We start from the raw sequence: 25,156 nt of genomic DNA on the forward strand, positions 1-25,156 counted from the left end.
GGCCGCCTCCTTTAGAATGGCTCCCATGCCCAGCGTTGTCTCGTTCGTCGATGTGTCCTTCGTCCGGAACGGCAAGCGGATCCTCGACCACGTGTCGTGGGACGTGGCCGAGGACGAGCGCTGGGTGATCCTCGGCCCCAACGGGGCGGGCAAGACCTCGATCCTGCAGATCGCCGCCGCGCAGAACTACCCCTCGACCGGTGCCGCGCACCTGCTCGAGGAGACCCTCGGCCGGGTCGACGTGTTCGAGCTGCGTCCGCGCATCGGCTACGCCTCGACCGCGATGGCGCGCCGCCTCCCGGCCGGCGAGAGCGTGCTCGACGTCGTGATGACCGCCGCCTACGCCGTCACCGGCCGCTGGAACGAGGGCTACGACGCGATCGACGAGCGCCGCGCCCGCCGCGTGCTGTCCGAGTGGAAGCTCGAGCACCTCGCCGAGCGCACCTTCGGGACGCTCTCGGACGGCGAGCAGAAGCGCGTCCAGATCGCCCGCGCGATCATGACCGACCCCGAGCTGCTCCTGCTCGACGAGCCGGCCGCGAGCCTCGACCTCGGCGCCCGCGAGGAGCTCGTCCAGCTGCTGGGCGGCTTCGCTAAGGACCCGGCATCGCCCGCGATCGTGATGGTGACCCACCACGTCGAGGAGATCCCCGACGGCTTCACCCACGCCCTGCTCCTCCGCGACGGAGCGGTGGTGGCGGCGGGCCCGCTGGCCGAGTCCCTGACCGAGGCGACGCTCGCCGAGACCTTCGGGCTCGACATCGCTCTCACCCGCGAGAACGGGCGCTTCTCGGCCCGCGCCCGCGGCTGACCCCGGCTCCGGGGTCCGGGCGCGGCGCGACTTCTGCACACGCTGCCGGTCTGGTATTCTCGGTAGCTGGTTCGGGCCCGTTCGCGGTGCGCCCGCCCTCATCCACCCGTTCCCGTCGACGACAGGTGCGGTTCAGGACCATCGACGACAGGACACGACCATGAAGACCGACATCCACCCCGAGTACTCCGCGATCGTCTTCCGCGACCTCGCGTCCGGTGAGACCTTCCTCACCCGCTCGACCGCGAAGAGCAGCAAGACGATCGAGCTCGACGGCGTGACCTACCCCGTCATCGACGTCGAGATCTCCTCCGCCTCGCACCCGTTCTACACGGGCAAGCAGCGCATCATGGACTCGGCCGGCCGCGTCGAGAAGTTCAACAGCCGCTACAAGAACTTCGGCAAGTAGCACTCCTCGAAGGGCCCTCGACCTCACGGTCGGGGGCCCTTCGTCGTTCCCGCGGGGCGGTCCTCAGTAGCGGTAGAAGCCCTCTCCGGTGGCCGTTCCGAGGCGGCCGCGATCGAGGTACTCCGTCTTCAGGTGGGCGGCGAAGGCCTGGGAGGCCTCGTCCGGGGCCGCGGCGGCGATGTTGTAGGCGGTCCGCAGACCGACGACGTCGAAGATCTGGAAGGGTCCGAGAGGGGCGCCGGTGCCGATCCTCCAGGTCTTGTCGATGGTCTCGTGGTCGGCGTAGCCGCCCATGAGCAGACCCGACGCGGCGTTGAGGAGCGGCACCAGCAGCGAGTTGAGGACGTAGCCGGCCTTCTCCTTCTGCAGCCTGATGGGCTCGAGGCCGCTGGAGACGGCGAACTCCACGACGGCGTCGACCACGGCGGGGTCCGTGTCCGCCGTCCCCATGATCTCGGCCGTGTTCTGCGCCCAGACGTGGTTGGCGTAGTGCAGCGCGAGGAACCGGTCGGGTCGGCCGGTCGAGGCCTTCAGGTCGCTGGGGAGCAGCGTGGACGAGTTGGTCGCGAAGACCGTGCGCTCGGGAGCGAGCGCACCCAGGCGGCCGTACAGCTCCTGCTTCAGGCCCAGGTCCTCGGGGACGGCCTCGATCACGAGGTCGGCGTCGGCGACAGCCTCCGCGAGGTCGGAGGTGAGGCGGAGGGAGTCGAGCGCCTCCTGCGGTCCGCCGGCGACGCCGCCGGGCACCGACTCGTAGACGCCCGCGAGACCGCGGAGCCGCTCGCGCGCCGACTCGAGGACGTCGTCGGAGAGGTCGTAGACGGTGACGGCGAAGCCGTGGAAGGACGACTGGAAGGCGATCTGGGAGCCGAGCACTCCGCTGCCGAGGACGGTGACCGTGCGGATCGTGGGCATGACTTCTCCTTGCGAGAGGGGGGGAGGGGGAACACGTGCTCACCCGATCCCACAGCGCCGCGGTCCGCGGAGCGAGGGCTTGCGCCGACGGGCGGGCCGTGGCCGTCGGGGAGCCGGCGCGGTAGCGTCCCGGCATGGTGTCCTTCGCCGACAAGCCGATCCTGCCGTTCACGACTCCTGAAGAGTGGGACGCCTACCTCCGCGGCGAGCCCGACCCGGACGGAGTCCGGCTGAAGCTGCGGAAGAAGGCCGCCGTCGATCCGGGGATCACCTACGCCGAGGCGCTCGACATCGCGCTCTGCCACGGCTGGATCGACGGTCAGGCGGGAGCCTTCGACGAGCAGTTCAAGCTCCAGGCCTTCACCCCGCGGCGTCGCGCTAGCCCGTGGTCCAAGGTCAACCGCGATCACGTCGCACGGCTGCTGGCGGAGGGCCGGATGCTGCCGGGCGGGCTGGCCGAGGTCGAGCGGGCACGCGCCGACGGGCGCTGGGACGCGGCCTACCGGCAGCGCGATGCGGAGGTGCCGGACGACTTCCAGCGGGCGCTCGACGCGGATCCGCAGGCCCTGGCCTTCTTCGCGACCGTCGGCGGGCAGAAGCGCTTCGCGTTCCTCTTCCGCCTCTCGCAGCTGAAGCGGGCGGCGACGCGGGAGCGGCGGATCGCGGAGTACGTGGCGCTCCTGCGCGAGGGGCGCACGCTGACCTGAGGGGTCAGTGGCGGACCGGCCAGCCCCCGTCGGCGACGAAGGACTCGTCGCGGACGCGGCGCATGTACTCCTGGAAGGACTCGGCCTGGGTGCGGCACCAGTCGACCTGGAGCGCGTGCAGGGCCTCCGCGCCGACTCCGAGCTCGTCGGCGAAGGCGCGGCCCAGCGCCTGGGCGACCCGACCCGCCGCGATCGCGTCCGCGCCCGCGTCGTGCGCCTCGGTGAGGGCGACGCCGTAGTGCTCGGCGGCGAGGGTCAGGGTGCGCTTGCCCTTGCGGTAGCGGTCCACCGCCTTGTCGATCACGAGCGGATCGACGACGGGGCTCGGGTCGAGCAGCACGGGCACGCCCCAGCGGCGCGCCTCGTGGGCGAGGAGCGAGAGGTCGTAGGGGGCGTTGTAGACGACGACCGGGATGCCGCGGGCGAGGAGCGAGCGCAGCGCCTCGGAGATCTCGGCCACGACCTCGCCGGCGGGGCGGCCGTGCGCGCGGGCGTGCTCGGTGCTGATCCCGTGGACGGCGGAGGCGCCGGCCGGGATCTCGACCCCGGGATCGGCGAGCCAGGTCGTGCCCTCGATCGGCTCGCCCGCCGCGTCGATCACGCCGACGTGCGCGGTGACGATGCGGCTCGTGCGGACGTCGATGCCGGTGGTCTCGAGGTCGAACACGGCCAGCAGATCGAACCACCGCGCCCCCTCGGAGGGGACGAGCTCCTGCTCGGCGTCGTCGAACAGCATCGGCTCGGTCTGCGTCTCGGTCGTTCCGGTGGTGCTCACGCCGACAGCCTAAAGGGGGCCTCCGACATCGGCCGGAGGCCCCTCGGCGTGCTGCCGGGTCAGCGGGCCTCGTGCGCCTTGGCGACGTGGAGCCAGAAGAAGCCCTGCGTGCCGAGCGTCATCGTCAGCGTGCCGTCGTCCGAGAATCCGGGGAAGCGGCCGCCGCCGAACAGGTCGCTCAGCGTCGATCCGGGGTTCTCGGGGTCGGTGATCGTGACCGAGACCGGGTTGTGGTTGAAGCTGAAGACGCAGAGCACCTCCTCGGGCTGGTCGCCCATCTCGGAGCCCGAGCCGGCGTAGTCCCGCACGAAGGCGAGCACCGACTCGTGGTCCGTCTCCAGGACGCGCATCGACCCGAGGCCGAACGCCGGGTGGCCGCGGCGCACGTGCAGGACGTTCCGCATCCAGTGCAGCAGGGAGCGGGACTGCGCCAGCTGCGCCTCCACGTTGACCTGGTTGTAGTGGTAGACGAGCGACTGGACGATCGGCTGCACGAGCTTGCCGGGGTCGGCTGCCGAGAAGCCGGCGTTGCGGTCGGGCGTCCACTGCATCGGCGTGCGCGACGCGTCGCGGTCGTTGAGCCAGATGTTGTCGCCCATGCCGATCTCGTCGCCGTAGTACAGGAACGGGCTGCCGGCGAGGGAGAAGAGCAGGGCGTTGATCAGCTCGAGCTCGGCGCGCGAGTTGTCCAGCAGCGGCGCGAGCCTGCGGCGGATGCCGATGTTCGAGCGCATCCGCGGGTCGTAGGCGTACCAGCCGTACATGGCCTGGCGGTACTCCTCGGACACCATCTCGAGCGTGAGCTCGTCGTGGTTGCGGAGGAATACGCCCCAGGCGGCGCCGCTGGGGATGTCGAACGTCTCGGAGAGCACCTTCTTCAGCTCGTTCGCCGTCTGCGCGCGGAGGGAGTAGAAGATGCGCGGCATGACCGGGAAGTCGAACGCCATGTGGCACTCGGGCTCCTCCTCCGTGCCGAAGAACGCGGCAACCTCTCGCGGCCACTGGTTCGCCTCGGCGATCAGGATGCGGCCGGGGTAGTCGCGGTCGACCATGGTGCGGAGGTTCTTGATGAACTCGTGGGTCGGCGGTTCGCCCTCTCCGTTGCCCTCGTCGGACTCGTAGAGGTAGGGGATCGCGTCGAGCCGGATGCCGTCGACGCCGAGGTCGAGCCAGAACTTGACCACGTCGTGGATCGCCTCGTGCACGGCGGGGTTCTCGAAGTTGAGGTCCGGCTGGTGCGAGAAGAAGCGGTGGAAGTAGAACTGGCGGCGCTCGGCGTCGAAGGCCCAGTTCGAGTCCTCGGTGTCGACGAAGATGATGCGGATGTCCGGCCACTTGTCGTCGGTGTCGTTCCAGACGTAGAAGTCGCCGTAGGGGCCCTCGGGGTCGGACCGGGACTGCTGGAACCACTCGTGCTGGTCGCTGGTGTGGTTGAGCGGGAAGTCCATCACGATGCGCATGTTGCGCTCGTGGGCCTTCCGCACGAGGTCGCGGAAGTCCTCCATCGTGCCGAACTCGGGGAGGATCGCCTTGAAGTCGGAGACGTCGTAGCCGCCGTCGCGCAGAGGCGACATGTAGAACGGCGGGAGCCAGAGGGCGTCGATCCCGAGCCACTGCAGGTAGTCGAGCTTGGAGGCGAGCCCGTTGATGTCGCCGGCGCCGTCGCCGTTGGAGTCGTAGTACGACCGGATCATCACCTCGTAGAACACCGCCCGGCGGTACCACTGGGGGTCGAGGGCGAGTCCGGGGAGTTGGATCGGCGACGTGAAGCTCACGGTGCTCCTTCTGCTGCTGCCTGAGCGGATGACCGTCTCGCGAGACGGGTGGGCGGTGCGCCGTGTTGCGAGCGCGTGATCATGCTCCCGGCTCGGATCGAGGCCACGCAAGGCGTTGCGGCCAGATCTTCGACGGGGTTTCCCTACGATAAGGAACGCGATGACCACTCCCTCCCCCTACGCCTCCGATCTCGGCCGTGTCCCCGTCCGCGAGGCCGCGGTGGACGTCGCCGGATCCCGCACCGCCTACTGGACCTACGGCGCTCCGGACGCCTCGACCGTCCTCGTGCTGGTGCACGGGTTCCGCGGCGAGCACCACGGCCTCGAGCCCGTCGTCGCCCGTCTGCTCGCCGGGGGAGCGGACGTGCGGGTCGTCGCTCCCGACCTGCCCGGCTTCGGCGCCTCGACCCCGATGACGCGCCTGCCGCACGACGTGGACGGCTACGCCTCCTGGCTCGGCTCCTTCCTCGACGCGCTGGGGCTCCGCGGCGAGGCGGCCGTCCTCGGCCACTCCTTCGGCTCGATCGTCGCGGCCGCGGCCGTCGCGGACGGGCTGCCCGCTCCGCTCCTGGTGCTGGTCAACCCGATCGGCGCGCCCGCCCTGCAGGGTCCGCGCGGCGTCCTGACCAGGCTCGCCGTCCTCTACTACCGGCTCGGCGCGCTCCTGCCGGGGCCCCTCGGACGCCGCCTGCTCAGCGACCCGCTGATCGTGCGGGTGATGAGCCTGGCGATGGTGAAGACGAAGGAGCCGGCGCTGCGACGCTTCGTGCACGACCAGCACGACCGCTACTTCAGCGCCTTCGCCTCCCGCGACACGGTCCTCGAGGCGTTCCGCGCCTCCGTCTCGCACGACGTCGGCGAGTACGCCTCCCGGATCGGCGTGCCGACGCAGCTGATCGCCGCGGCGCAGGACGACATCACTCCGCTCCCGGCGCAGTACCGCCTGCTCGAGAGGCTGCCGCACGCCCGCCTGCACGTCATCGACGGAGTCGGCCACCTGATCCACTACGAGACGCCGGACGAGGCCGCCGCCGTGCTGCGGACGGCCCTCGAGGAGGGGATCGACCGATGAGGATCGTCGTCGACTGCCGGTACACCCGGCTCGAGCGGCACGACGGGATCAGCCGCTACACCGCGGAGCTCGTCCGCGAGCTCGCGAAGCTGCACGACGTGACCATGCTGATCAGCGACCGCCGCCAGCTCGCGATGCTCCCGTCGCTCCCGTGGGAGCGCGTGACCGGGCCGACCAGCCCGTTCGAGCCGTTCGTCGCGCTGCTGGTGAACCGGCTGCGGCCCGACGTGGTCTTCTCGCCGATGCAGACCATGGGCTCGCTCGGCCGCCGCTACCGGCTCGTCCTGACCGTGCACGACCTCATCTACTACCGCCACCGCACTCCGCCGCGCGACCTGGCCGCTCCCGTGCGCGCGCTCTGGCGGCTCTACCACCTCGCCTGGTGGCCGCAGCGGAGGCTCCTCCAGCGCGCCGACGCGGTCGTCACCGTCTCGGAGACGACCCGCGACCTGATCCGCTCCCACCGCCTCACCACCCGGCCGGTGGTCGTCGTCCCGAACGCGGCGACCGAGCCCGACGAGGCGAGCGCCGCTCTGGCGGGATCGCTGCCCGACCGGTCGGCCGCGCGCTCGCTCGTCTACATGGGCTCGTTCATGCCCTACAAGAACGTCGAGACGCTCGCGCGCGCGATGCGGCTGCTGCCCGACTACGAGCTGCACCTGATGAGCCGGGCGAGCGACGAGACCGTCGAGACGCTCCGGGCCCTGGCGCCGACCGCGAAGCTGGTGTTCCACCAGGGGGCGCCGGACGCGGAGTACCGTGCGGTGCTCGCGCGGGCGACCGCTCTCGTGACGGCGAGCAGGGACGAGGGCTTCGGGATCCCGCTGGTCGAGGCGATGGCGCTCGGGACGCCGGTCGTGGTGAGCGACATCCCGATCTTCCGCGAGATCGCCCAGGACGCCGCCGTGTACGTCGACCCGTCGAGCGCGAAGGGCATCGCGGACGGCGTGCGGTCGCTCGAGGACGGCGCCGTGTGGCGGACGCACTCGGCCCGGGCGAGGGAGCGGGCCGCGGCCTTCTCCTGGCGCGACTCCGCCCGGGTGCTCTTCGGGCTCCTGCAGGACCTCGGCCGGCGCTGACGCGGTCCGGCGATCGGACCGCCTCCGGGAGGCGGGCCGTCAGGCTCCCGGGGCCGGGCTGAGCACGTCGTCGAGGTCGACGTCCGCCACGACCACGTCGCCGGAGTCGTCGACGCCGACGATGCGCAGTGCCCCGTCGACGATCGCGAAGTCGTGCCGGGAGCCGTTGCCGACCGAGACGCCGTGCACGGGGAGGTCCTCGCTGCTGAGCGCGCGGATCAGGCTGCCGATGACCGCACCGTGCGTGGCGACGACGACGGACGCGTCGGGGAAGCGCTCGGCCACCTCGAGCAGCGCGGCGGTCGCCCGCTCGACGACCTCGGCGCGGGTCTCGCAGCCGGGGATCGGCGCGCGCTCGATGCCTCCGGGGAAGCGCTCGGCGAGCTCGGGACCGGTCATCCCCTCCGCCTCGCCGTAGGCGCGCTCGGCCAGGCCCGGCACCGCCAGCGGCTCGTCGAGTCCGAGACCGCGCGCGATGATCGCTCCGGTGTCGAAGGCGCGCTGCAGCGGACTGGCGACCACCGCGTCGAAGCGCCGGTCGGCGAGCAGCCGCGCCGCCGCCCGCGCCTGGGCGCGCCCGGTCGCGTTGAGCGGGATGTCGCTCCTGCCCTGGATGCGCCGGGCGGCGTTCCAGTCGGTCTGGCCGTGGCGGACGAGGGTGAGCTGGGTCACAGGGGCCTCTCGGGAGGTCGGGTGCGGAGCGGGCGGGAGCTCAGAGGGCGGCGGTGCGGCGCGCGGGCAGGCGCTCGGCGAGCTCGCGGAGCACCTCGCTGGTGCCGCCGTCGATCTTGATGCTCGCGCGCGAGTCGCCCTTGGTGGTGCCGCGGTTGACGATCACGATCGGCATCCGGGCGCGACGGGCGATCTCGAGGAAGCGGATGCCGGAGTTGACCACGAGCGACGAGCCGGCCACGAGCAGCGCGTCGGCGCCCGCGACGATGGCGCGCGCCTCCTCGAACCGCTCGGTCGGGATGAACTCGCCGAAGAAGACGATGTCCGGCTTCAGGATCCCGCCGCAGACCGTGCACTCGGGGACGGTCATCGCCGAGACGTCGTGGACCTCGGCGTCGCCGTCGGGGTTGAGGGAGGAGACGTCGGGGTCGTCGAGCCAGGGGTTGAGCGCCTCGATCCGCTCGGCCACCGCGTCGCGCGCGAAGTACTGGCCGCAGGTCATGCAGCGCACACGGTCCGCCGAGCCGTGCAGATCCACCACGCGGCGCGAGCCGGCCCGGACGTGCAGGCCGTCGACGTTCTGGGTGACGACGCCCGTGAGCAGGCCGCGCTCCTCCAGCCGGGCCAGGGCCCGGTGGCCGTCGTTGGGGAGCGTGCTGGTGAAGCGGCGCCAGCCGAGCTGGCTGCCGGCCCAGTACCGGCGGCGGTAGTCGGGGTCGGCGACGAACTGGGAGTAGGTCATCGGGCTGCGCACCGGTGCCCCGGCTCCGCGGTAGTCGGGGATGCCCGAGTCGGTGCTCATGCCCGCACCGGTGACGGCGGCGACGCGGCGCCCGCTGAGGAGTTCGACGGCCTGCTCGACCGCGAGCGCCTCGGGGCCCTCGGCGACCGGTGTCGGACTCGACTCCATCCGCGCCTCCTTCGAGGGCCGTTCGAGCGGCCCCTGGACGAGTTTAGTCCGCGCCGTGCCCTAGATTGCCGGGATGCCGATCGTGCACATCACCGACCTCGACCACCCGCTCCTCGCCGACTACCACCGCCTCACCGACGTGGCGCTGCGGCGGGTGCTGGAGCCGGAGGGCGGTCTGTACATCGCCGAGTCGGCCAAGGTGATCGAGCGGGCGCTCGACGCCGGGCACCGTCCCCGCTCGGTCCTGGTGCAGGAGAAGCGGCTGCCGGACGCGGCCGGGGTGCTCGAGCGTCATCCCGAGGTGCCGGTCTTCGTGGCGCCGGATCCGCTGATCGAGGAGCTGACCGGGTTCCACCTCCACCGCGGAGCGCTCGCCTCGATGCACCGTCCGCCGCTGCGGCCGATGGCCGAGCTGCTGGAGGGCGCGCGCCTCGTCGTGATCCTGGAGGACCTGGTCGACCACACCAACGTCGGCGCCGTCTTCCGCGCCGCGGCCGGCATGGGCGCGGACGCGGTGCTCGTGACGCCGCGGTGCGCGGACCCCCTGTACCGGCGCAGCGTCCGGGTGAGCATGGGCACGGTCCTGCAGGTGCCGTGGACGCGCACCCCCGAGTGGGCTCCGGCTCGCCGCGCTCTGGAGGAGGCCGGGTTCTCGGTCGCTGCGCTGGCGCTCGCTCCGGACGCGGTGCCGCTCGACGAGTACGCGGCGGCTCGCCCTGAGCGCGTCGCGATCGTCCTGGGCGCCGAGGGGGACGGGCTCAGCCGCGCGGCGCTGGACGCCTCGGACACCGTCGTCACCATCCCGATGCTTCACGGCGTCGACTCGCTCAACGTGGCCTCGGCGAGCGCCGTCGCACTGTGGGCGCTGACCCGCGGGCGCTGACCGCCCGGCTCCGGCGCTCGGCGGCCCCGCGGTGACCTGCTGCTGACGCTCCCGCCGCTGGATCGGGGTCGGTGCCGCGCGTCACCCGCCGCGTCCGACGACGGGGCGGCGTCCGGGACGGGTGAGAGGCCCGCCCGTACGATGACGGGGTGACCTCCCCGACCCGATCCGACGACGCCCTCGACCTGTTCGGGGAGCCCGCCGCGCCGGAGCCGCGACCGCGTCGACGGCGCGGGGCAGTCGTCGCCGGTCTCGTCGCTGCGACCGTGCTGGTCGGTGGAGGCGGTGCCTACGCGACCAACGCGGCGACCGCGGAGCTGCCGACGGCGAGCGCCGTCGCGGTGGACCCCGTCTCGAGCACCGTCGACGCGCCCGCTCCGGCCTGGCCGGCCTACGGCTCCGGCGCCGTGGCGGCCGTGGGCATCGACGGGACGGAGGAGGACGGGCTGCTCGCCCGCTACGGCTCCACCGGAACCGTGCCGACGGGGAGCATCGCCAAGGTCGTCACCGCTCTCGTCGTCCTCGCGGCGAAGCCGATCGCAGAGGGGACGGACGGGGAGACCATCACCTTCACGAGCGCGGACGTGCAGTACTACAACGACACCCTGGCCGAGAACGGCTCGAACGCTCCGGTCACCGCGGGTCTGCAGCTGACCGAGCGGGAGGCGCTGACCGCCATGATGCTCCCGTCCGCGAACAACTACGCGAAGTCCCTCGCGATCTGGGCGTACGGCTCGGAGGACGCCTTCCTCGCCGCGGCGCGCGGCTGGCTGGACGGGCAGGGGCTCGAGCGGACCTCCCTCGCCGACACCAGCGGGCTCTCGCCGGCGACGGTCAGCACGACGGCCGAGATGGTGCGCCTGGGCGAGCTGCTGATCGCGGACCCGGTGCTCGCTCCGATCGTCGCGACGCCGACCGCGGTCATCCCGGGGGTCGGCGAGGTCGACAACACCAACTCGCTCCTCGGCCGCTCGGGAGTGGACGGTATCAAGACGGGGACGACCGACGAGGCGGGCTCGTGCCTGCTGTTCTCGCTCGACGCGACCGTCGAGGGCCGGCCGGTCACCCTCGTCGGCGTGGTGGTGGGCGCGCGCACGCACCCGCAGCTCGCCGCGGACGTGCTGACCCTCGTCCCGACCGTCGAGGCGGGCTTCCGGACCGTCCCGCTGACCGTCGAGGGCCAGGACTACGGCACCCTCACGAGCGCCTGGGGGGAGACGGCGACGGCCGAGACCGCGGAGGCGCGGTCCGTGCTGGTGTGGGGTGCGGTCTCGACGTCGACCACGGTCGCCCTCGATCCGCTCGAGACCGTCGCCGACGGCGAGCGCGTGGGGACCGCGACCGTCGACGTCAACGGCACCCCGTACGAGCTTCCCCTCGTCGCCGACGGGTCGATCGAGGACCCGGGCTTCGCCTGGCGCCTCGGCCACCCGGCCGAGCTGTTCGGCTGAGCGCGGGGCGAGCCGCCGCCTCCCGGGAGCGGATCAGGCCAGGGGATCCGCGGCCCGGTCGCCGACGATCCGCACGCCCGCGGTCGCGATGTCCTCGGCGACCTCCTCCGGCGTCGCGTTGCCCGGCACGACCGATCCCGGCTCCGAGGCCGCGGGATCGGTGCTCCAGCGCTCGGCGGAGGGCCGCTTGGCGGTGATGAAGTCGCCGGAGGACTGGTGGCGGACGCGGCGCAGCACCCACGGCACGAGGTACTCCCGCGCCCACTGGATGTCCTCCGTGCGGGCGGCACGCCACGTGCGGGCGTGCAGCGGCTCCGGGGCGAGGGGGCGCAGGTCGTTCTCGACGTTCAGCGACTCGAGGACCATGCGCGCGACCTCGTGGTGGCCGTGCGGGTTGAGGTGCAGGCGGTCCGGCGCCCACATCCGCACGTCCTGGATCTCCTGGAGGGACCACTGGTCGGCGACGATGCAGTCGTACCGCTTGGCCAGCGCCCGCAGGTTCTCGTTGTAGATCGCGACCTTCCCGCGGATCCGCCCGAACACGGGGGAGAAGCCCACGTCCACTCCGGTGAAGAGGACGACGGTCGCCCCGTCGGAGCGGAGCCGGGCGAGGCCCGACTCGAAGCGGGACGCGATGTCGTCGGGGTCGGTCCCCGGGCGGATGACGTCGTTCCCGCCCGCGGAGATGGTGATGAGGTCGGGGCGCAGCTCCAGGGCGGGCTCGACCTGCTCGTCGACGATCTGCTGCAGGAGGCGGCCGCGCACCGCCAGGTTGGCGTAGGCGAAGTCCTCGTTCTGGCTGCCCAGGACCTCCGCCACGCGGTCCGCCCAGCCGCGGTGCCCGCCGGGGCTGCCGGGCTCGGGATCGCCGATCCCCTCGGTGAAGGAGTCGCCCAGGGCGACGTAGCGGGACCACGGATGACGCTGCTCGACCATCCCTCCATCATGCTCCGCACCCGGCCGCCGGTGGCACGGCGCGACACGCCGTGCGCCTCCCGGCGGGCCGCGGAGACCGAGCCGCTGTCGGAGGCGTCGGCTAGATTCGGTCCACGTGAACAGTCCCTCGAGCTTCGGTCATCAGGTCGGCACCTCCGCCGCTGAGCACCTGTCCCCGTCGTTCCCGGGCAGGGCACCGTGGGGTACCGCGAACAAGCTCCGCGCCTGGCAGGCGGAGGCGCTCGAGGCCTACTTCCAGCACGAGCCGCGCGACTTCCTGGCCGCCGCGACCCCGGGCGCGGGCAAGACCACCTTCGCGCTGCGGCTGGCCGCCGAGCTGCTGCACAACCGCACGGTCGACCGGATCACCGTGGTCGCGCCGACGGAGCACCTCAAGCGCCAGTGGGCCGAGGCCGCGCACCGCGTCGGCATCCGCCTGGACCCGACCTTCACCAACCGCATGGGCCGCCACGCCCGCCACTACCACGGCGTCGCCGTCACCTACGCGCAGGTCGCGGTCCGCGCCGAGCTCCACCGCGAGCTCACCCTGTCCGGGCGCACCCTCGTCATCCTCGACGAGGTGCACCACGCCGGCGACGCGCTCAGCTGGGGCGACGCGGTGCGCGAGGCCTTCGAGCCCGCCGTCCGCCGGCTCTCGCTGACCGGGACGCCGTTCCGCTCGGACACGGCGGCGATCCCGTTCGTCAGCTACCTGCCGGACGAGGAGGGCATCCGCACCTCGCTCACCGACTACGCCTACGGCTACGGCCGCGCGCTCGCGGACGGCGTCGTCCGGCCGGTGCTGTTCATGGTCTACGCCGGGCAGATGCGCTGGAAGTCGAAGGCCGGCGACGAGATGGAGGCGCGGCTCGGCGAGGGCAACACCAAGGACATCACCTCGCAGGCCTGGCGGACCGCGCTGGACCCGAAGGGCGACTGGATCCCCTCTGTCCTCCGCGCCGCGAACACCCGCCTCACCGAGGTGCGGCGCGCCGTGCCCGACGCCGGCGGCCTGGTCATCGCGACCGACCACTACACCGCGCGCGCCTACGCCGCGATGCTCCGCGAGATCAGCGGCGAGACCGTCACCGTCGTGCTCTCCGACGAGAAGGAGGCGAGCGACCGGATCGAGGAGTTCGCGAAGGACACCAGTCGCTGGATGGTCGCGGTCCGCATGGTCTCCGAGGGCGTCGACGTGCCGAGGCTCGCCGTCGGCGTCTACGCGACATCGGCGTCGACTCCTCTGTTCTTCGCCCAGGCGATCGGCCGCTTCGTGCGCGCGCGGCGCCGCGGCGAGACCGCCTCGGTGTTCCTCCCGAACGTGCCCGGCCTGCTCGCGCTGGCGGGCTCGATGGAGCTGCAGCGCGATCACGCCCTCGACCGCAGGACCTCCGACGACGAGGAGTACCCCGAGGCCGACCTGATGGCCGACGCCGAGCGCAGCGACAAGGCGTCCTCCGATCTCCTGGAGGAGGGCCGCTTCGAGTCGATCGGCTCGGCCGCCACCTTCGACCGCGTCGTCTACGAGGGCGCCGAGTTCGGGATGGAGGTCGAGGTCGAGAGCGAGGAGGAGCTCGACTTCATCGGCCTGCCGGGGCTCCTCGAGCCCGACCAGGTGCGGGAGCTCCTCCAGCACCGGCAGCAGCGGCAGGCCAAGCGCGCCGGCAGCCGCGCGGGGGCGGCGGCCCCGGCCGAGCCGGTGAGCGAGATCCCGGCACCGCTCTACCGCACGCTCAAGGAGCAGCGCAGCCTGCTCAACTCCCTGGTCGGCCTGTGGGCACGGGGGACGGGCGAGTCGCACGGCCAGGTGCACACCGAGCTGCGCCGGCTCTGCGGCGGACCCGCGGTGGCGCAGGCGAGCGTGACCCAGCTGCAGGCGCGGATCGATCTCCTGCGGCGCAGGCTCGGCTCGCACTGATCGCGGTGCGGCACCCCGGTCCGTGGCGACGTGGCCCTGACGACGGGGCCGATCGCTGCTCCCGCCCAGCCCGGCCGGCCCCTCCGCGTGGGCCGGACAGCCCCTCCGGCGCGTTCTAGCCGATGCACCCGGCGCGGCGCCAGCCCTCCCCGGCGGACCGGGCGCGACCGTACTGTTCGAGCGTGACCCACCGGAACGACCTGCCCGCTCACGCGCCCGCAGGACGAACCGGACGGCGGTTCCGGCCGCCGGTCGTGACCACCGGAGGAGGACCGCGCGATGAGCGCTGACCGTCAGGGGAATGCTCGAGACACGCTCGCTAAGCTGAGCAGTCGGTCCGTCGTGGAAGTGACGGACCATCACCCCCGACGTCGGGCATCCGCAGACCGCACATCGGCGTCTCCCGGACTGCCCGAGAACAATCCCCTGAGGAGTCTCGTGGAGACCTGGCCCGGAACCGCCTACCCGTTGGGCGCGACGTTCGACGGAAGCGGCACGAACTTCGCCCTGTTCAGCGAGATCGCCGATCGCGTCGAGCTGTGCCTCTTCGCGGAGGACGGCACCGAGACGCGCGTCGAGATCCAGGAGTCGGACGCCTACGTCTGGCACTGCTACCTCCCGCAGGTCCAGCCGGGCCAGCGCTACGGCTTCCGCATCCACGGACCGTACGACCCCGATGCCGGCCACCGCTGCAACCCGAACAAGCTGCTGCTGGACCCCTACGCGAAGGCGATCTCGGGGGAGATCGACTGGGACCAGTCCCTCTTCTCGTACACCTTCGGCGAACCGGACTCGACGAACGACGAGGACTCGGCGCCGCACATGATGATGGGCGTCGTCATCAACCCCTTCTTCGACTGGGCCGGTGACCGCCGCCCGCGGACCTCCTACGACAGCACCGTGATCTACGAGGCGCACGTGAAGGGGCTCACCAAGACGCACCCCGACGTGCCGGAGGAGCTCCGCGGCACCTACGCCGGAGTCGCCCACCCCGCGGTGATCGACCACCTCAAGCACCTGGGCGTCTCGGCGATCGAGCTCATGCCCGTGCACCAGTTCGTGAACGACTCCACGCTGATGGACAAGGGCCTCTCGAACTACTGGGGCTACAACACGATCGGCTTCTTCGCACCGCAGAACACCTACTCCTCCACGGGCGACCAGGGCCAGCAGGTCCAGGAGTTCAAGAGCATGGTGAAGGCGCTCCACGCGGCCGGCATCGAGGTCATCCTCGACGTGGTCTACAACCACACGGCGGAGGGCAACCACCTCGGCCCCACCCTGTCGTTCCGCGGCATCGACAACGAGGCCTACTACCGCCTCGTCGACGACGACAAGCGCTACTACATGGACTACACCGGCACCGGGAACACCCTGAACGTGCGCCACCCGCACTCGCTCCAGCTCATCATGGACTCGCTGCGCTACTGGGTGACGGAGATGCGCGTCGACGGCTTCCGCTTCGATCTCGCCTCGGCGCTGGCACGCGAGTTCTACGACGTCGACCGGCTCTCCACCTTCTTCGAGCTCGTCCAGCAGGACCCGGTGGTCTCGCAGGTGAAGCTGATCGCCGAGCCGTGGGACGTCGGGCCCGGCGGCTACCAGGTGGGCAACTTCCCGCCCCAGTGGACGGAGTGGAACGGCAAGTACCGCGACACGGTCCGCGACTTCTGGCGCGGCGAGCCGTCGACGCTGGGGGAGTTCGCCTCGCGCCTCACCGGCTCGGCCGACCTCTACGCGCACTCGGGCCGCTACCCGGTCGCCTCGATCAACTTCGTCACGGCGCACGACGGCTTCACCCTCCGGGACCTGGTCTCGTACAACGAGAAGCACAACGACGCCAACGGCGAGGACGGCAACGACGGCGAGTCGCACAACCGCTCCTGGAACCACGGCATGGAGGGGCCCACGGACGACCCGCGGGTGCTCGCGCTCCGGGCGCGCCAGCAGCGGAACTTCCTCGCGACGATGCTGATCTCCCAGGGCGTTCCGATGATCCTCCACGGCGACGAGCTGGGCCGGACCCAGAACGGCAACAACAACACCTACGCCCAGGACAGCGAGCTGACCTGGATCGACTGGGCGCACGCCGACCGGCCGCTGCTCGAGTTCACCGCGGCGCTCATCCGCCTGCGCGCCGAGCACCCGACCTTCCGCCGCATGCGCTTCTTCGACGGCCGCCCCGTCCTGCGCGGCGACGGCGAGCCCCTGCCCGACATCGTCTGGTTCACCGCCGCCGGCACCGAGATGTCCCCGTCCGACTGGGACTCCGGTCTCGGCCGATCGGTGGGCATCTACCTCAACGGCAACGGGATCCGCGAGCGCGACCAGCGCGGGCGCCCCGTCACCGACGACAGCTTCCTCCTGTACTTCAACGCCGACGACGTCGACGTCGAGTTCGCGATCCCGAGCGACGAGTACGCGCTCGAGTGGAGCGTCCTCGTCGACACCGCCGGCGCCGAGGCGGACTCGATCCCGCGTCCGGCGGGGGCGATGCTCACGGTCCAGGCGAAGTCGCTCGTCATCCTCCAGGAGCACAGCACGCCCGAGCCCGAGGTCGACCACTCGGTCGCCGCCTCGCTCGCGTCCCTGGCCGCCACTTCGGCCATCCCGATCGTCTCCTCGACGGGACCCACCAGCCCCCACGCCGAGTCGACCGACTCCGCGACCGCACCCTCGACAGGAGCCTGACGTGCGTCTGCCCGCCTCCACCTACCGCCTCCAGATCCGGTCGGCGTTCGACCTCGACGACGCCGCCCGCGTCGCCGACTACGTGCGCGCGCTCGGAGCGGACTGGCTGTACTTCTCGCCGCTGCTGAAGGCCGAGCCCGGCTCGGACCACGGCTACGACGTGGTGGACCACACCGAGGTCGATCCCGACCGCGGTGGCGCGGCCGGCCTGGCGAACGCCTCGGCCGCGGCGCGGGCGGAGGGCCTCGGCGTCCTCATCGACATCGTCCCCAACCACATGGGCGTCGCGACCCCGAGCGAGAACTCGTGGTGGTGGGACCTGCTGAGGAACGGGAAGTCCTCCCGCTACGCCACCGCCTTCGACATCGACTGGGAGGCGGGGGGCGGGAAGCTGCGCGTGCCGATCCTCGGCGACGGTGCGAGCGAGGGAGACAGCGACAGCGAGCTCGACGCGCTCGAGGTCGTCGGCGACGAGCTGCACTACTACGAGAACCGCCTGCCTATCGCGCCCGGCACCGCCGAGCCCGGCGACTCCGGCCGCACGGTGCACGAGCGCCAGAGCTACGAGCTCGTGAACTGGCGCCGCGCCGACGCCGAGCTGAACTACCGCCGCTTCTTCGCGGTGAACACCCTCGCCGCCATCACGGTCGAGCGGCCCGAGGTGTTCGACGCCTCGCACGCCGAGATCGTCCGCTGGTTCACCGAGGGGCTCGCAGACGGCCTGCGCGTCGACCACCCGGACGGCCTGGCCGACCCGGGCGGATACCTCGACGACCTGGCCCGCGCGATCGGCGGCGCCCCGGTCTGGGTCGAGAAGATCCTCGAGGGCGACGAGGAGCTCCCGCCGCACTGGGCGACCGTCGGCACCACGGGCTACGACGCCCTGGCCGACGTCGACCGCATCCTGGTCGACCCCGACGCCCGCCCCGTGCTGGAGGGCCTCGACGCCGAGCTCACGGGGAAGGGCGCCCCGCTGCAGTGGGCCGACCTCATCCACGACACCAAGCGCGGCATCGCCGACGGCATCCTCCGCTCCGAGGTTCTGCGGCTGGCCCGCCTGATCCCCGGCATCGAGGGAGCGGACGACGCGCTGGCGGAGCTCCTGGCGACCTACCCGGTCTACCGCAGCTACCTCCCCTACGGAGCGGAGCACCTCGAGCACGCCCGCGTCGACGCCGTGCGCCGCCGTCCCGAGATCCGCGCGACCATCGACGAGGTCGCCGCGGCGCTCGGCGAGACCGACACGCCGGTGTCCGTACGCTTCCAGCAGACCTCCGGCATGGTGATGGCGAAGGGCGTCGAGGACACGGCGTTCTACCGCTTCAGCCGCCTCACCTCGCTGAACGAGGTCGGAGCGGACCCGGACGAGTTCGCGATCGACCTGGTCGAGTTCCACCGCCGCCAGGCCGTGCGCCAGGCCTCGTTCCCCGCCTCGCTCACCACGCTCTCGACCCACGACACGAAGCGCGGCGAGGACACCCGTGCCCGCATCACCGCACTGGCCGAGGACCCGGAGGCGTGGGCGGCGACGCTCCGCGAGCTCCACGCCCTCGTCGGCTTCGGCGACGGCCCGATCGAGCACCTGCTCTGGGAGGCCGTCGTGGGGACCTGGCCCGCGAGCCGCGAGCGCCTGCACGCCTACGCCGAGAAGGCGTCGCGCGAGGCCGACGACTCGACGCACTGGACCGCTCCTGACGAGCAGTTCGAGAAGCGGATGCACGCGGCGATCGACGCGGCGTTCGACGAGCCCGCCGTCCGCCGGCTGGTCGAGCAGACCGTCGAGCGGGTGTCGGCCGCCGGCTGGTCGAACGGCCTCGCCGCGAAGCTCGTGCAGATCACCGCCCCGGGCATCCCGGACGTCTACCAGGGCAGCGAGCTCTGGGAGACCTCCCTCGTCGACCCGGACAACCGCCGCGAGGTCGACTTCGGGCAGCGTCGAGCGCTGCTGGAGCGGATCGACGGCGGCTGGAAGCCCGCGATCGACGCCGAGGGAGCCGCGAAGCTCCTCGTCACCTCACGCGCCCTCCGGCTCCGCCGCGACCGCCCCGAGCTGTTCACCCGCTACGCCGCCGTCCCCGCGATCGGGCCCGCCGCCGAGCACGCGATCGCCTTCGACCGCGGCGGCGCGCTGACCGTCGCGACCAGGCTCCCCGAGGGCCTCGCCGCTTCGGGCGGGTGGAACGGCACGGTCGTGGTCCTGCCCGGGCACCCGATGGAGGACGTCCTCACCGGCCGCACCTTCGCGGGAGGAGTGACTCCGGTCGCCGAGATCCTCGCCGACTACCCCGTGGCACTGCTCGCCCCGGTCTCCTGACCGGTTCCGCACCGCACCGCAGACCGATCCGACCCCTCCTGGAGACAGCAGTGATCAGCACGACTCCCTACCGCTACGCACTCCCGACGACCGGGCCCGAGCGGTTCGACGTCTGGGCCCCCGAGGCCTCGACGGTCGAGCTCCTTCTCGGCGACGACTCGTCGCTGACGATGACCCGCCACGGAGACGACGGATGGTGGCGGGCGCCCGCGTCGGCCCCGGCCACCGGCGAGGTCGACTACGGGTACCGGGTGGACGGCAGTGGTCCGCTGCCGGACCCCCGCTCGCGCCGCCAGCCGAAGGGCGTGCACGAGCTCTCGCGCACGTTCGACCCCTCGGCGCACGAGTGGGGCGACTCCGCCTGGACCGGGCGCGAGCTCGCCGGCGCCGTCATCTACGAGCTGCACCTCGGCACGTTCACACCCGAGGGCACCCTGGACGCGGCGGCGGAGCGCTTCGAGCACCTGCGCTCGATCGGCGTGGACTTCGTCGAGCTGCTGCCGGTCAACGCGGTGAACGGAACGCACAACTGGGGCTACGACGGCGTCCTCTGGTACGCCGTGCACGAGCCGTACGGCGGACCCGAGGCGTACCAGCGCTTCGTGGACGCCGCCCACCGCGCCGGCCTCGGCGTGGTCCAGGACGTCGTCTACAACCACCTCGGCCCGAGCGGCAACTACCTGCCGGAGTTCGGCCCCTACCTCAAGAACGAGAAGGCCAACACCTGGGGCAGCTCGATCAACCTGGACGGCGAGGGTTCGGACACCGTCCGCGGGTACATCATCGACAACGCTCTGATGTGGCTGCGCGACTACCGCGTCGACGCCCTGCGCCTGGACGCGGTGCACGCCCTCTCGGACGAGCGGGCCGTGCACGTGCTCGAGGAGATGGCGAGCGAGGTGGCCGTGCTGTCGGCCCACGTCGGGCGCCCTCTGACGCTGATCGCCGAGTCCGACCTCAACGACCCGACGCTGATCACTCCGCGGGAGGCGCACGGCTACGGGCTCGACGCGCAGTGGAGCGACGACTTCCACCACGCGGTCCACGTCGCGCTGACCGGGGAGACCACGGGCTACTACGAGGACTTCGCGCCGCTCGGCGCCCTCGCGAAGGTGCTGACCCGGGGCTTCTTCCACGACGGCACCCTCTCGACGTTCCGCGGCCGTCACCACGGCCGTCCGGTGGACACCGAGCACATGCCGACCTGGCGCCTGGTGGTCTGCAGCCAGAACCACGACCAGATCGGCAACCGGGCGGTCGGCGACCGTCTGACGGCGTCCCTCGACGAGGGCCGTCTCGCGATCGCCGCTGCTCTGACGCTGCTGGGCCCTTTCACTCCCATGCTGTTCATGGGCGAGGAGTGGGCGGCGTCGACCCCGTGGCAGTTCTTCACCTCGCACCCGGAGAAGGATCTGGGCGAGGCGACGGCGAAGGGCCGCATCGAGGAGTTCGCGAAAATGGGCTGGGACCCGGAGGTCGTGCCCGACCCGCAGGACCCGGAGACGTTCCTGCGCTCGCGGCTCGACTGGTCCGAGGTCGGGGAGGGGCGTCACGCCCGCACCCTCGAGGTGTACCGCGAGCTGGCGGCGATCCGCCGCCGCTACCCCGAGCTGACGGACCCGCGCTTCGGGTCGCTCCGCGTGGAGTTCGACGAGGAGGCCCGCTGGCTGACTCTCGGCCGCGGTCGGGTGACCGTCGCGATCAACGTCGGCGAGTCCGCCGCCCGCATCGCCCTGCCGGAGGTGTCGGAGACGCTGCTCGGCGTCGGGGAGTACGCGGTGCAGCCCGGGGACACCGAGGTGGATCTCGGCGGTTCCTCGCTGCTGGTGACGCTGAGCGCCTGAGCTCTGTGGCGGCAGGCTGTTCAGTTGGCCGGCCGCCGCTGTCCTGAACGGCCGCCTGGGGCCCGAGCGCTCAGAGCGTGACCGCGGCGTACTCCGTCGCGGTCACGACCCGCACTCCCTCGTCGTGGACGAGCAGGAGCGCGCGGAGGGGGATGGCCCGCTTGTGGCACGCCGCCGCCAGGTGACGGGCGAGGACCCGATCGGTCTCGCCGAGGAAGGCGCGCCCGGGACGTTCCAGGGCGAAGGCGAGCGAGCCCACGTCCTGGTGCGCCACGGCCTTGGCGAGGGTGGCGACGATCCGCTCGGTCTTCTCCTCGTCGGGGTGCACGGGGAGTCCGTCCACCGGGTAGAGGATCGGCAGCTGCACGCCGTCGCGGTCGAGGAAGATCGGCCACAGCGCCCGGCGGTAGGCCGGTCCGATCAGCGAGGAGACGCGCTCGCGCAGCTCGCGGTCGTTCAGGAGCGGCGCATCGAGGTGCGGAGCGGGAGCGGCGTGGTCGAGAGTGGTCATGGTGTCGCTTTCTCGTGGGGCGAGCGGGCGGTGCCGCTGAGGGGTCATCGGAAGTTGCGGGAGGTGGTGCGAGCGCCGACCGTGAGGGTCTCGAACCTGTCGGCGAGGAGGTTCGTCACCCCCTCGTCGGAGCGCTCGAGGATCCCCCTGACCAGCAGGGCGGGTGCCTCGCGGGCCACGCGGCGGTAGCGGTTCCATACTCCGACGGAGCAGATCACGTTGAGGATCCCGTGCTCGTCCTCGAGGTTGAGGAAGGTCACTCCACCGGCTGTGGAGGGACGTTGGCGGTGGATCACGACCCCGCCGACCTCGATCCGGGTCCCCGAGGGGATGGCGGGGAGATCGGCCGAGGAGCGGGCGCCGCGGCGAGCGAGTCCCTCGCGGAGGTGGCGCAGCGGATGGTCGTCGGGCGAGATGCCGGTGGCCCAGAAGTCGAAGACCACGCGCTCCTGAGGGGAGAGCATCGGCAGGAGCGGGGGCTGCACGACGACCGTGGAACCGGCGAGGAACTCCTCGCGGTCGCCTGCGGCGGTGCCGGCTTCCCAGAGCGCCTGCCGGCGCTGCAGACCGAGCGTGTCGAAGGCGCCCGCGGCACCGAGGGCCTCCAGCTGAGCCGCGGTCGTGCCGACCCGACGCGAGAGGTCGGCCATGCTCGCGTAGGGTCCGCCGCGCTCGCGCTCGGCGACGATGTGCTCGGCGAGCGAGGTGCCGATGCCCTTCACCCCGGCCAGCCCGAGCCTGATCACGAAGCCGCTGTCGCGCCTGTGGTCGTCCGTGTGGAAGTGCTCGGTGCGGTCGAACAGCCCCGTGGGCGGCTGATCGGCGCGGAGGCAGTCGTCGCTCCCGTAGGCGGCACCGCCCCTCCGGCGTGCGGGGGTGTCCTCCTTCGCCTCGAGCCCGGGAGGCGCCAGCGAGCGGTTGACGTCGGGCGAGACGACCTCCACTCCGTGACGCCGGGCATCGGCGACCAGGGTGTGCGGGGCGTAGAAGCCCATGGGCTGCGCCCGCAGCAGCGCGGCGGTGAACGCAGCGGGGTAGTGCAGGCGGAGCCAGGCGCTCGCGTAGACCAGCAGGGCGAAGCTGATCGCATGGCTCTCGGCGAAGCCGAAGTTCGCGAAGGCCTGGATCCGGAGGTAGATGTCGTCCGCGACCTCGCCCGTGATGCCGTTGCGGGCCATCCCCTGGTAGAGCCGCTCGCGGAGGGTCTCGATCTTCTCGGTCCCGCGCTTGGACCCCATCGCCCGGCGCAGCAGGTCGGCGTCCTCCGCGTTGCAGTCGCCGACGGCCACGGCCACCTGCATGAGCTGCTCCTGGAAGAGCGGCACGCCGAGGGTGCGCTTGAGCGGCGTCACGAGGAGGGGGTGCTGGTACGTCACCGGCTCCTCGCCGAGCTTGCGGCGGATGTAGGGGTGGACCGCACCGCCCTGGATGGGGCCGGGGCGGATGAGCGCGACCTCGATCACCAGATCGTAGAAGCGGCGAGGCTGCAGCCGGGGGAGGGTGCCCATCTGCGCCCTGCTCTCGACCTGGAACACCCCGATGGAATCGGCGCGGCAGAGCTGGTCGTAGACGCCCTTCTCCTCCCGGGGGAGGGTGGAGAGGTCCCACTTCTCGCCGACGTGCTCGGCGACGAGGTCGAACGTGTACTGCAGGGCGGCGAGCATCCCGAGCCCGAGGAGGTCGAACTTGACCAGGCCCATCCAGGCGCAGTCGTCCTTGTCCCACTGCAGGACGGTGCGGTCCTCCATCCGAGCGGGCTCGATCGGGCAGACCTCGCCCACGGGCCGGTCGGTCAGCACCATGCCGCCGGAGTGGATGCCCAGGTGCCGGGGCGTGCCCAGCACCCGGGTGGTCAGGGCGACCACGTCCTCGGGGATGTCGTGGTCGGTGCTCTCGGTGACGGACCCCCACCGCTCGACCTGCTTCGACCAGCCGTCCTGCTGCCCGGCGCTGTATCCGAGGGCCTTGGCCATGTCGCGCACGGCGAACTTGGGCCGGTAGGTGATGACGTTGGCGACCTGGGCCGCGTTCAGACGTCCGTACTTCCGGTAGACGTACTGGATCACCTCCTCGCGTCGCTCCGAGTCGAAGTCGACGTCGATGTCGGGCTCCTCGTCGCGGATGCTGGAGAGGAACCGCTCGAACGGCAGGTCGTAGAAGATCGAGTCGACCGCCGTGATGCCCAGGACGTAGCAGACCGCCGAGTTGGCGGCCGAGCCGCGTCCCTGGCAGAGGATGCCGTTCCGCTTGGCGTAGTGGACGATGTCGTGGACGATCAGGAAGTAGCCCGGGAAGTCCTTCTGCTCGATCACCGCGAGCTCCTTCTCGAGGCGCGCGAGGACGTCGGCGTCGGCGCGGGGGTACTTGGCCGGCACGGCCTCGCGCACGAGCTCGCGCAGCCAGCTCATCGAGGTGTGCCCCTCGGGGACCTCCTGGCGCGGCAGCCGGGGCCGGACTCGGCCGAGCTCGAAGGCGATCTCGTCGGCGACGCGCACCGTGTTCTCCACGGAGCCGGGGTAGCGGCCGAAGCGCTCGGCCATCTCGGCGCCGGAGCGCAGGTGGGCGCCGCCCGCTGCGGGGAGCCAGCCGTCCATCTCGTCGAGGCTCCGGCGTGCTCTGACCGCGGCGAGGGCCGTCTGGAGGGGGCGCTCCTCCGGCCGGGCGTAGTGCACGTTCCCGGTGGCGACCGTCCGCAGCCGGAGCTTCTCGGCGATCGCCGCCAGCTGGTCGTTGGCGCGCGAGGCGAGGGGATCCCCGTGGTCGTACAGCTCCACGAGGACGTTGGCGGGACCGAAGAGCCGGACGAGCTCGCGGACCTCCTGCTCGGCCGCGGCCACTCCTGCGGCGGCGAGCGCTTGACGGACCGCTCCCTTGCGGCAGCCCGTCAGCACGATCCAGTGGCCGTCGGCGGCGCGCGCGAGCTCCTCGAGGTCGTAGCTCGGCTTGCCCTTCTCGGCTCCGGCGAGCTGGGCGGTGGTGATCGCACGGGCGAGGCGGTGGTAGCCCTCCTCGCGGCGCGCGAGGACGAGCAGGTGGGTCCCCTCCGGATCGGCGACCCCGTTCTGAGGCGAGGTGAGCCCGATGGAGAGCTCGGCTCCGAAGGCCGTGCGGACGGCGTGCCCCTGCGCGGCCTCGGCCATCCTCACGATGCCGTAGAGGCCGTCGTGGTCGGTGAGCGCGAGGGTGTCGATGCCGAGCCGGACCGCCTCCTCGACCAGCTGCTCCGGCTTGCTCGCCCCGTCGAGGAAGCTGAAGTGGGAGTGGGCGTGCAGCTCGGCGTAGGGCACCGGATGAGCCGGCGGCCGGACGTCGTCCCCTGCCACGTAGGCGGGGCGCTTGTGCGACCAGGCCGGACTGTCGCCGCCGTCGCCCTGGACGACCGTGCCGTCGGCGCGCTTGCCGCTGGAGAGGCGGCGCTCGAACTCCGACCAGGGGATCGGCGGGTTGTTCCAGCCCATCGGGGCTCCTTCGGTGCTCGTTCGC

The 25,156-nt window shown here is 72.0% G+C and carries 19 protein-coding genes; 11 read left to right on the forward strand and 8 right to left on the reverse strand.

Annotated features, from left to right (window positions below; genetic code table 11):
* Nucleotides 1-25 precede the first annotated feature (25 nt).
* Together C5C56_RS01300 and C5C56_RS01305 are read left to right on the forward strand one after the other, a co-directional pair.
* On the forward strand, nt 26-811 hold the full coding sequence (locus C5C56_RS01300; protein WP_104221964.1) for an ABC transporter ATP-binding protein: 786 nt from the start codon (nt 26-28) through the stop codon (nt 809-811).
* Nucleotides 812-971: 160 nt separating this feature from the next.
* Entirely contained in the window at nt 972-1,220 is a 249-nt protein-coding gene (locus tag C5C56_RS01305; protein ID WP_068253003.1) for a type B 50S ribosomal protein L31, read from the forward strand.
* 63 nt (nt 1,221-1,283) lie between these two features.
* On the opposite strand, the gene C5C56_RS01310 is transcribed toward C5C56_RS01305, so the two are convergent.
* Entirely contained in the window at nt 1,284-2,135 is an 852-nt protein-coding gene (locus C5C56_RS01310) for a 3-hydroxyacyl-CoA dehydrogenase (RefSeq protein WP_104287902.1), read from the reverse strand.
* 134 nt (nt 2,136-2,269) lie between these two features.
* On the opposite strand from C5C56_RS01310, the gene C5C56_RS01315 reads away from it, so the two are divergent.
* Nucleotides 2,270-2,842: a YdeI family protein gene (locus tag C5C56_RS01315; protein ID WP_104232624.1), complete on the forward strand. Its 573-nt coding sequence runs from the start codon at nt 2,270-2,272 to the stop codon at nt 2,840-2,842.
* A 4-nt stretch (nt 2,843-2,846) separates the two neighbouring features.
* Here C5C56_RS01315 and C5C56_RS01320 read toward each other — a convergent pair whose 3' ends face one another.
* Both C5C56_RS01320 and treS read right to left on the reverse strand, forming a co-directional pair.
* Nucleotides 2,847-3,578 carry a 3'-5' exonuclease gene (locus C5C56_RS01320; RefSeq protein ID WP_104222136.1) on the reverse strand — a complete coding sequence of 244 codons (732 nt, stop codon included), beginning with the start codon at nt 3,576-3,578 and terminating at the stop codon, nt 2,847-2,849.
* A gap of 98 nt (nt 3,579-3,676) precedes the next feature.
* Nucleotides 3,677-5,392 (reverse strand): maltose alpha-D-glucosyltransferase, encoded by a 1,716-nt coding sequence (treS, locus tag C5C56_RS01325; protein ID WP_104221970.1) that lies wholly within the window; start codon nt 5,390-5,392, stop codon nt 3,677-3,679.
* A gap of 160 nt (nt 5,393-5,552) precedes the next feature.
* Between treS and C5C56_RS01330 the strand changes: the two genes are divergently transcribed.
* The gene (locus C5C56_RS01330) at nt 5,553-6,464 is read left to right on the forward strand and encodes an alpha/beta fold hydrolase (RefSeq protein ID WP_104250357.1); all 912 of its coding nucleotides are present in this window, start codon (nt 5,553-5,555) and stop codon (nt 6,462-6,464) included.
* Nucleotides 6,461-7,543 carry a glycosyltransferase family 1 protein gene (locus tag C5C56_RS01335; protein ID WP_104225279.1) on the forward strand — a complete coding sequence of 361 codons (1,083 nt, stop codon included), beginning with the start codon at nt 6,461-6,463 and terminating at the stop codon, nt 7,541-7,543. The genes C5C56_RS01330 and C5C56_RS01335 overlap by 4 nt, the downstream gene beginning before the upstream one ends.
* Nucleotides 7,544-7,582: 39 nt before the next feature.
* On the opposite strand, the gene C5C56_RS01340 is transcribed toward C5C56_RS01335, so the two are convergent.
* On the reverse strand, nt 7,583-8,215 hold the full coding sequence (locus tag C5C56_RS01340; RefSeq protein WP_104232621.1) for a histidine phosphatase family protein: 633 nt from the start codon (nt 8,213-8,215) through the stop codon (nt 7,583-7,585).
* 40 nt (nt 8,216-8,255) lie between these two features.
* The gene (locus C5C56_RS01345; protein WP_104318996.1) at nt 8,256-9,125 is read right to left on the reverse strand and encodes a Sir2 family NAD-dependent protein deacetylase; all 870 of its coding nucleotides are present in this window, start codon (nt 9,123-9,125) and stop codon (nt 8,256-8,258) included.
* A 73-nt stretch (nt 9,126-9,198) separates the two neighbouring features.
* Between C5C56_RS01345 and C5C56_RS01350 the strand changes: the two genes are divergently transcribed.
* Both C5C56_RS01350 and C5C56_RS01355 read left to right on the forward strand, forming a co-directional pair.
* A complete protein-coding gene (locus tag C5C56_RS01350; RefSeq protein ID WP_104232619.1) occupies nt 9,199-10,008 on the forward strand; it encodes an RNA methyltransferase in 810 nt (269 codons plus the stop codon).
* A 149-nt stretch (nt 10,009-10,157) separates the two neighbouring features.
* Entirely contained in the window at nt 10,158-11,459 is a 1,302-nt protein-coding gene (locus C5C56_RS01355; RefSeq protein ID WP_104287901.1) for a D-alanyl-D-alanine carboxypeptidase family protein, read from the forward strand.
* A 33-nt stretch (nt 11,460-11,492) separates the two neighbouring features.
* Here the strand turns inward: C5C56_RS01355 and C5C56_RS01360 are convergent, their stop codons facing one another.
* A complete protein-coding gene (locus tag C5C56_RS01360; RefSeq protein WP_104254992.1) occupies nt 11,493-12,395 on the reverse strand; it encodes an SGNH/GDSL hydrolase family protein in 903 nt (300 codons plus the stop codon).
* A gap of 115 nt (nt 12,396-12,510) precedes the next feature.
* On the opposite strand from C5C56_RS01360, the gene C5C56_RS01365 reads away from it, so the two are divergent.
* The 4 genes from C5C56_RS01365 to treZ all read left to right on the forward strand — a co-directional run bounded on the left by C5C56_RS01365 (nt 12,511) and on the right by treZ (nt 21,162).
* Nucleotides 12,511-14,313, forward strand: a complete 1,803-nt coding sequence (locus C5C56_RS01365) for a DEAD/DEAH box helicase (protein ID WP_104246815.1) — start codon at nt 12,511-12,513, stop codon at nt 14,311-14,313.
* Nucleotides 14,314-14,751: 438 nt separating this feature from the next.
* Nucleotides 14,752-17,004: a glycogen debranching protein GlgX gene (gene glgX, locus C5C56_RS01370; RefSeq protein ID WP_104318997.1), complete on the forward strand. Its 2,253-nt coding sequence runs from the start codon at nt 14,752-14,754 to the stop codon at nt 17,002-17,004.
* Nucleotide 17,005: 1 nt separating this feature from the next.
* On the forward strand, nt 17,006-19,318 hold the full coding sequence (gene treY, locus C5C56_RS01375) for a malto-oligosyltrehalose synthase (RefSeq protein ID WP_104318998.1): 2,313 nt from the start codon (nt 17,006-17,008) through the stop codon (nt 19,316-19,318).
* 50 nt (nt 19,319-19,368) lie between these two features.
* Entirely contained in the window at nt 19,369-21,162 is a 1,794-nt protein-coding gene (gene treZ / locus C5C56_RS01380) for a malto-oligosyltrehalose trehalohydrolase (protein WP_258063226.1), read from the forward strand.
* A 70-nt stretch (nt 21,163-21,232) separates the two neighbouring features.
* On the opposite strand, the gene C5C56_RS01385 is transcribed toward treZ, so the two are convergent.
* On the reverse strand, nt 21,233-21,673 hold the full coding sequence (locus C5C56_RS01385; protein WP_104221992.1) for a hypothetical protein: 441 nt from the start codon (nt 21,671-21,673) through the stop codon (nt 21,233-21,235).
* Between the two features lie 44 nt (nt 21,674-21,717).
* Nucleotides 21,718-25,131 carry an error-prone DNA polymerase gene (locus C5C56_RS01390; RefSeq protein WP_104318999.1) on the reverse strand — a complete coding sequence of 1,138 codons (3,414 nt, stop codon included), beginning with the start codon at nt 25,129-25,131 and terminating at the stop codon, nt 21,718-21,720.
* Between the last annotated feature and the right edge of the window lie 25 nt (nt 25,132-25,156).

This window comes from Rathayibacter sp. AY1D1 (genome assembly GCF_002932635.1).
In the GTDB taxonomy this organism is placed as follows: Bacteria; Actinomycetota; Actinomycetes; order Actinomycetales; family Microbacteriaceae; genus Rathayibacter.

What these genes read in the sequence shown, in the direction of transcription:
- C5C56_RS01300 (WP_104221964.1), top strand. Translation starts at nt 26, where the DNA reads ATGCCCAGCGTTGTCTCGTTCGTCGATGTGTCCTTCGTCCGGAACGGC.
- C5C56_RS01305 (WP_068253003.1), top strand. Translation starts at nt 972, where the DNA reads ATGAAGACCGACATCCACCCCGAGTACTCCGCGATCGTCTTCCGCGAC.
- C5C56_RS01310 (WP_104287902.1), bottom strand. Translation starts at nt 2,135, where the DNA reads ATGCCCACGATCCGCACGGTCACCGTCCTCGGCAGCGGAGTGCTCGGC.
- C5C56_RS01315 (WP_104232624.1), top strand. Translation starts at nt 2,270, where the DNA reads ATGGTGTCCTTCGCCGACAAGCCGATCCTGCCGTTCACGACTCCTGAA.
- C5C56_RS01320 (WP_104222136.1), bottom strand. Translation starts at nt 3,578, where the DNA reads ATGCTGTTCGACGACGCCGAGCAGGAGCTCGTCCCCTCCGAGGGGGCG.
- C5C56_RS01330 (WP_104250357.1), top strand. Translation starts at nt 5,553, where the DNA reads ATGACCACTCCCTCCCCCTACGCCTCCGATCTCGGCCGTGTCCCCGTC.
- C5C56_RS01335 (WP_104225279.1), top strand. Translation starts at nt 6,461, where the DNA reads ATGAGGATCGTCGTCGACTGCCGGTACACCCGGCTCGAGCGGCACGAC.
- C5C56_RS01345 (WP_104318996.1), bottom strand. Translation starts at nt 9,125, where the DNA reads ATGGAGTCGAGTCCGACACCGGTCGCCGAGGGCCCCGAGGCGCTCGCG.
- C5C56_RS01350 (WP_104232619.1), top strand. Translation starts at nt 9,199, where the DNA reads ATGCCGATCGTGCACATCACCGACCTCGACCACCCGCTCCTCGCCGAC.
- C5C56_RS01360 (WP_104254992.1), bottom strand. Translation starts at nt 12,395, where the DNA reads ATGGTCGAGCAGCGTCATCCGTGGTCCCGCTACGTCGCCCTGGGCGAC.
- C5C56_RS01385 (WP_104221992.1), bottom strand. Translation starts at nt 21,673, where the DNA reads ATGACCACTCTCGACCACGCCGCTCCCGCTCCGCACCTCGATGCGCCG.
- C5C56_RS01390 (WP_104318999.1), bottom strand. Translation starts at nt 25,131, where the DNA reads ATGGGCTGGAACAACCCGCCGATCCCCTGGTCGGAGTTCGAGCGCCGC.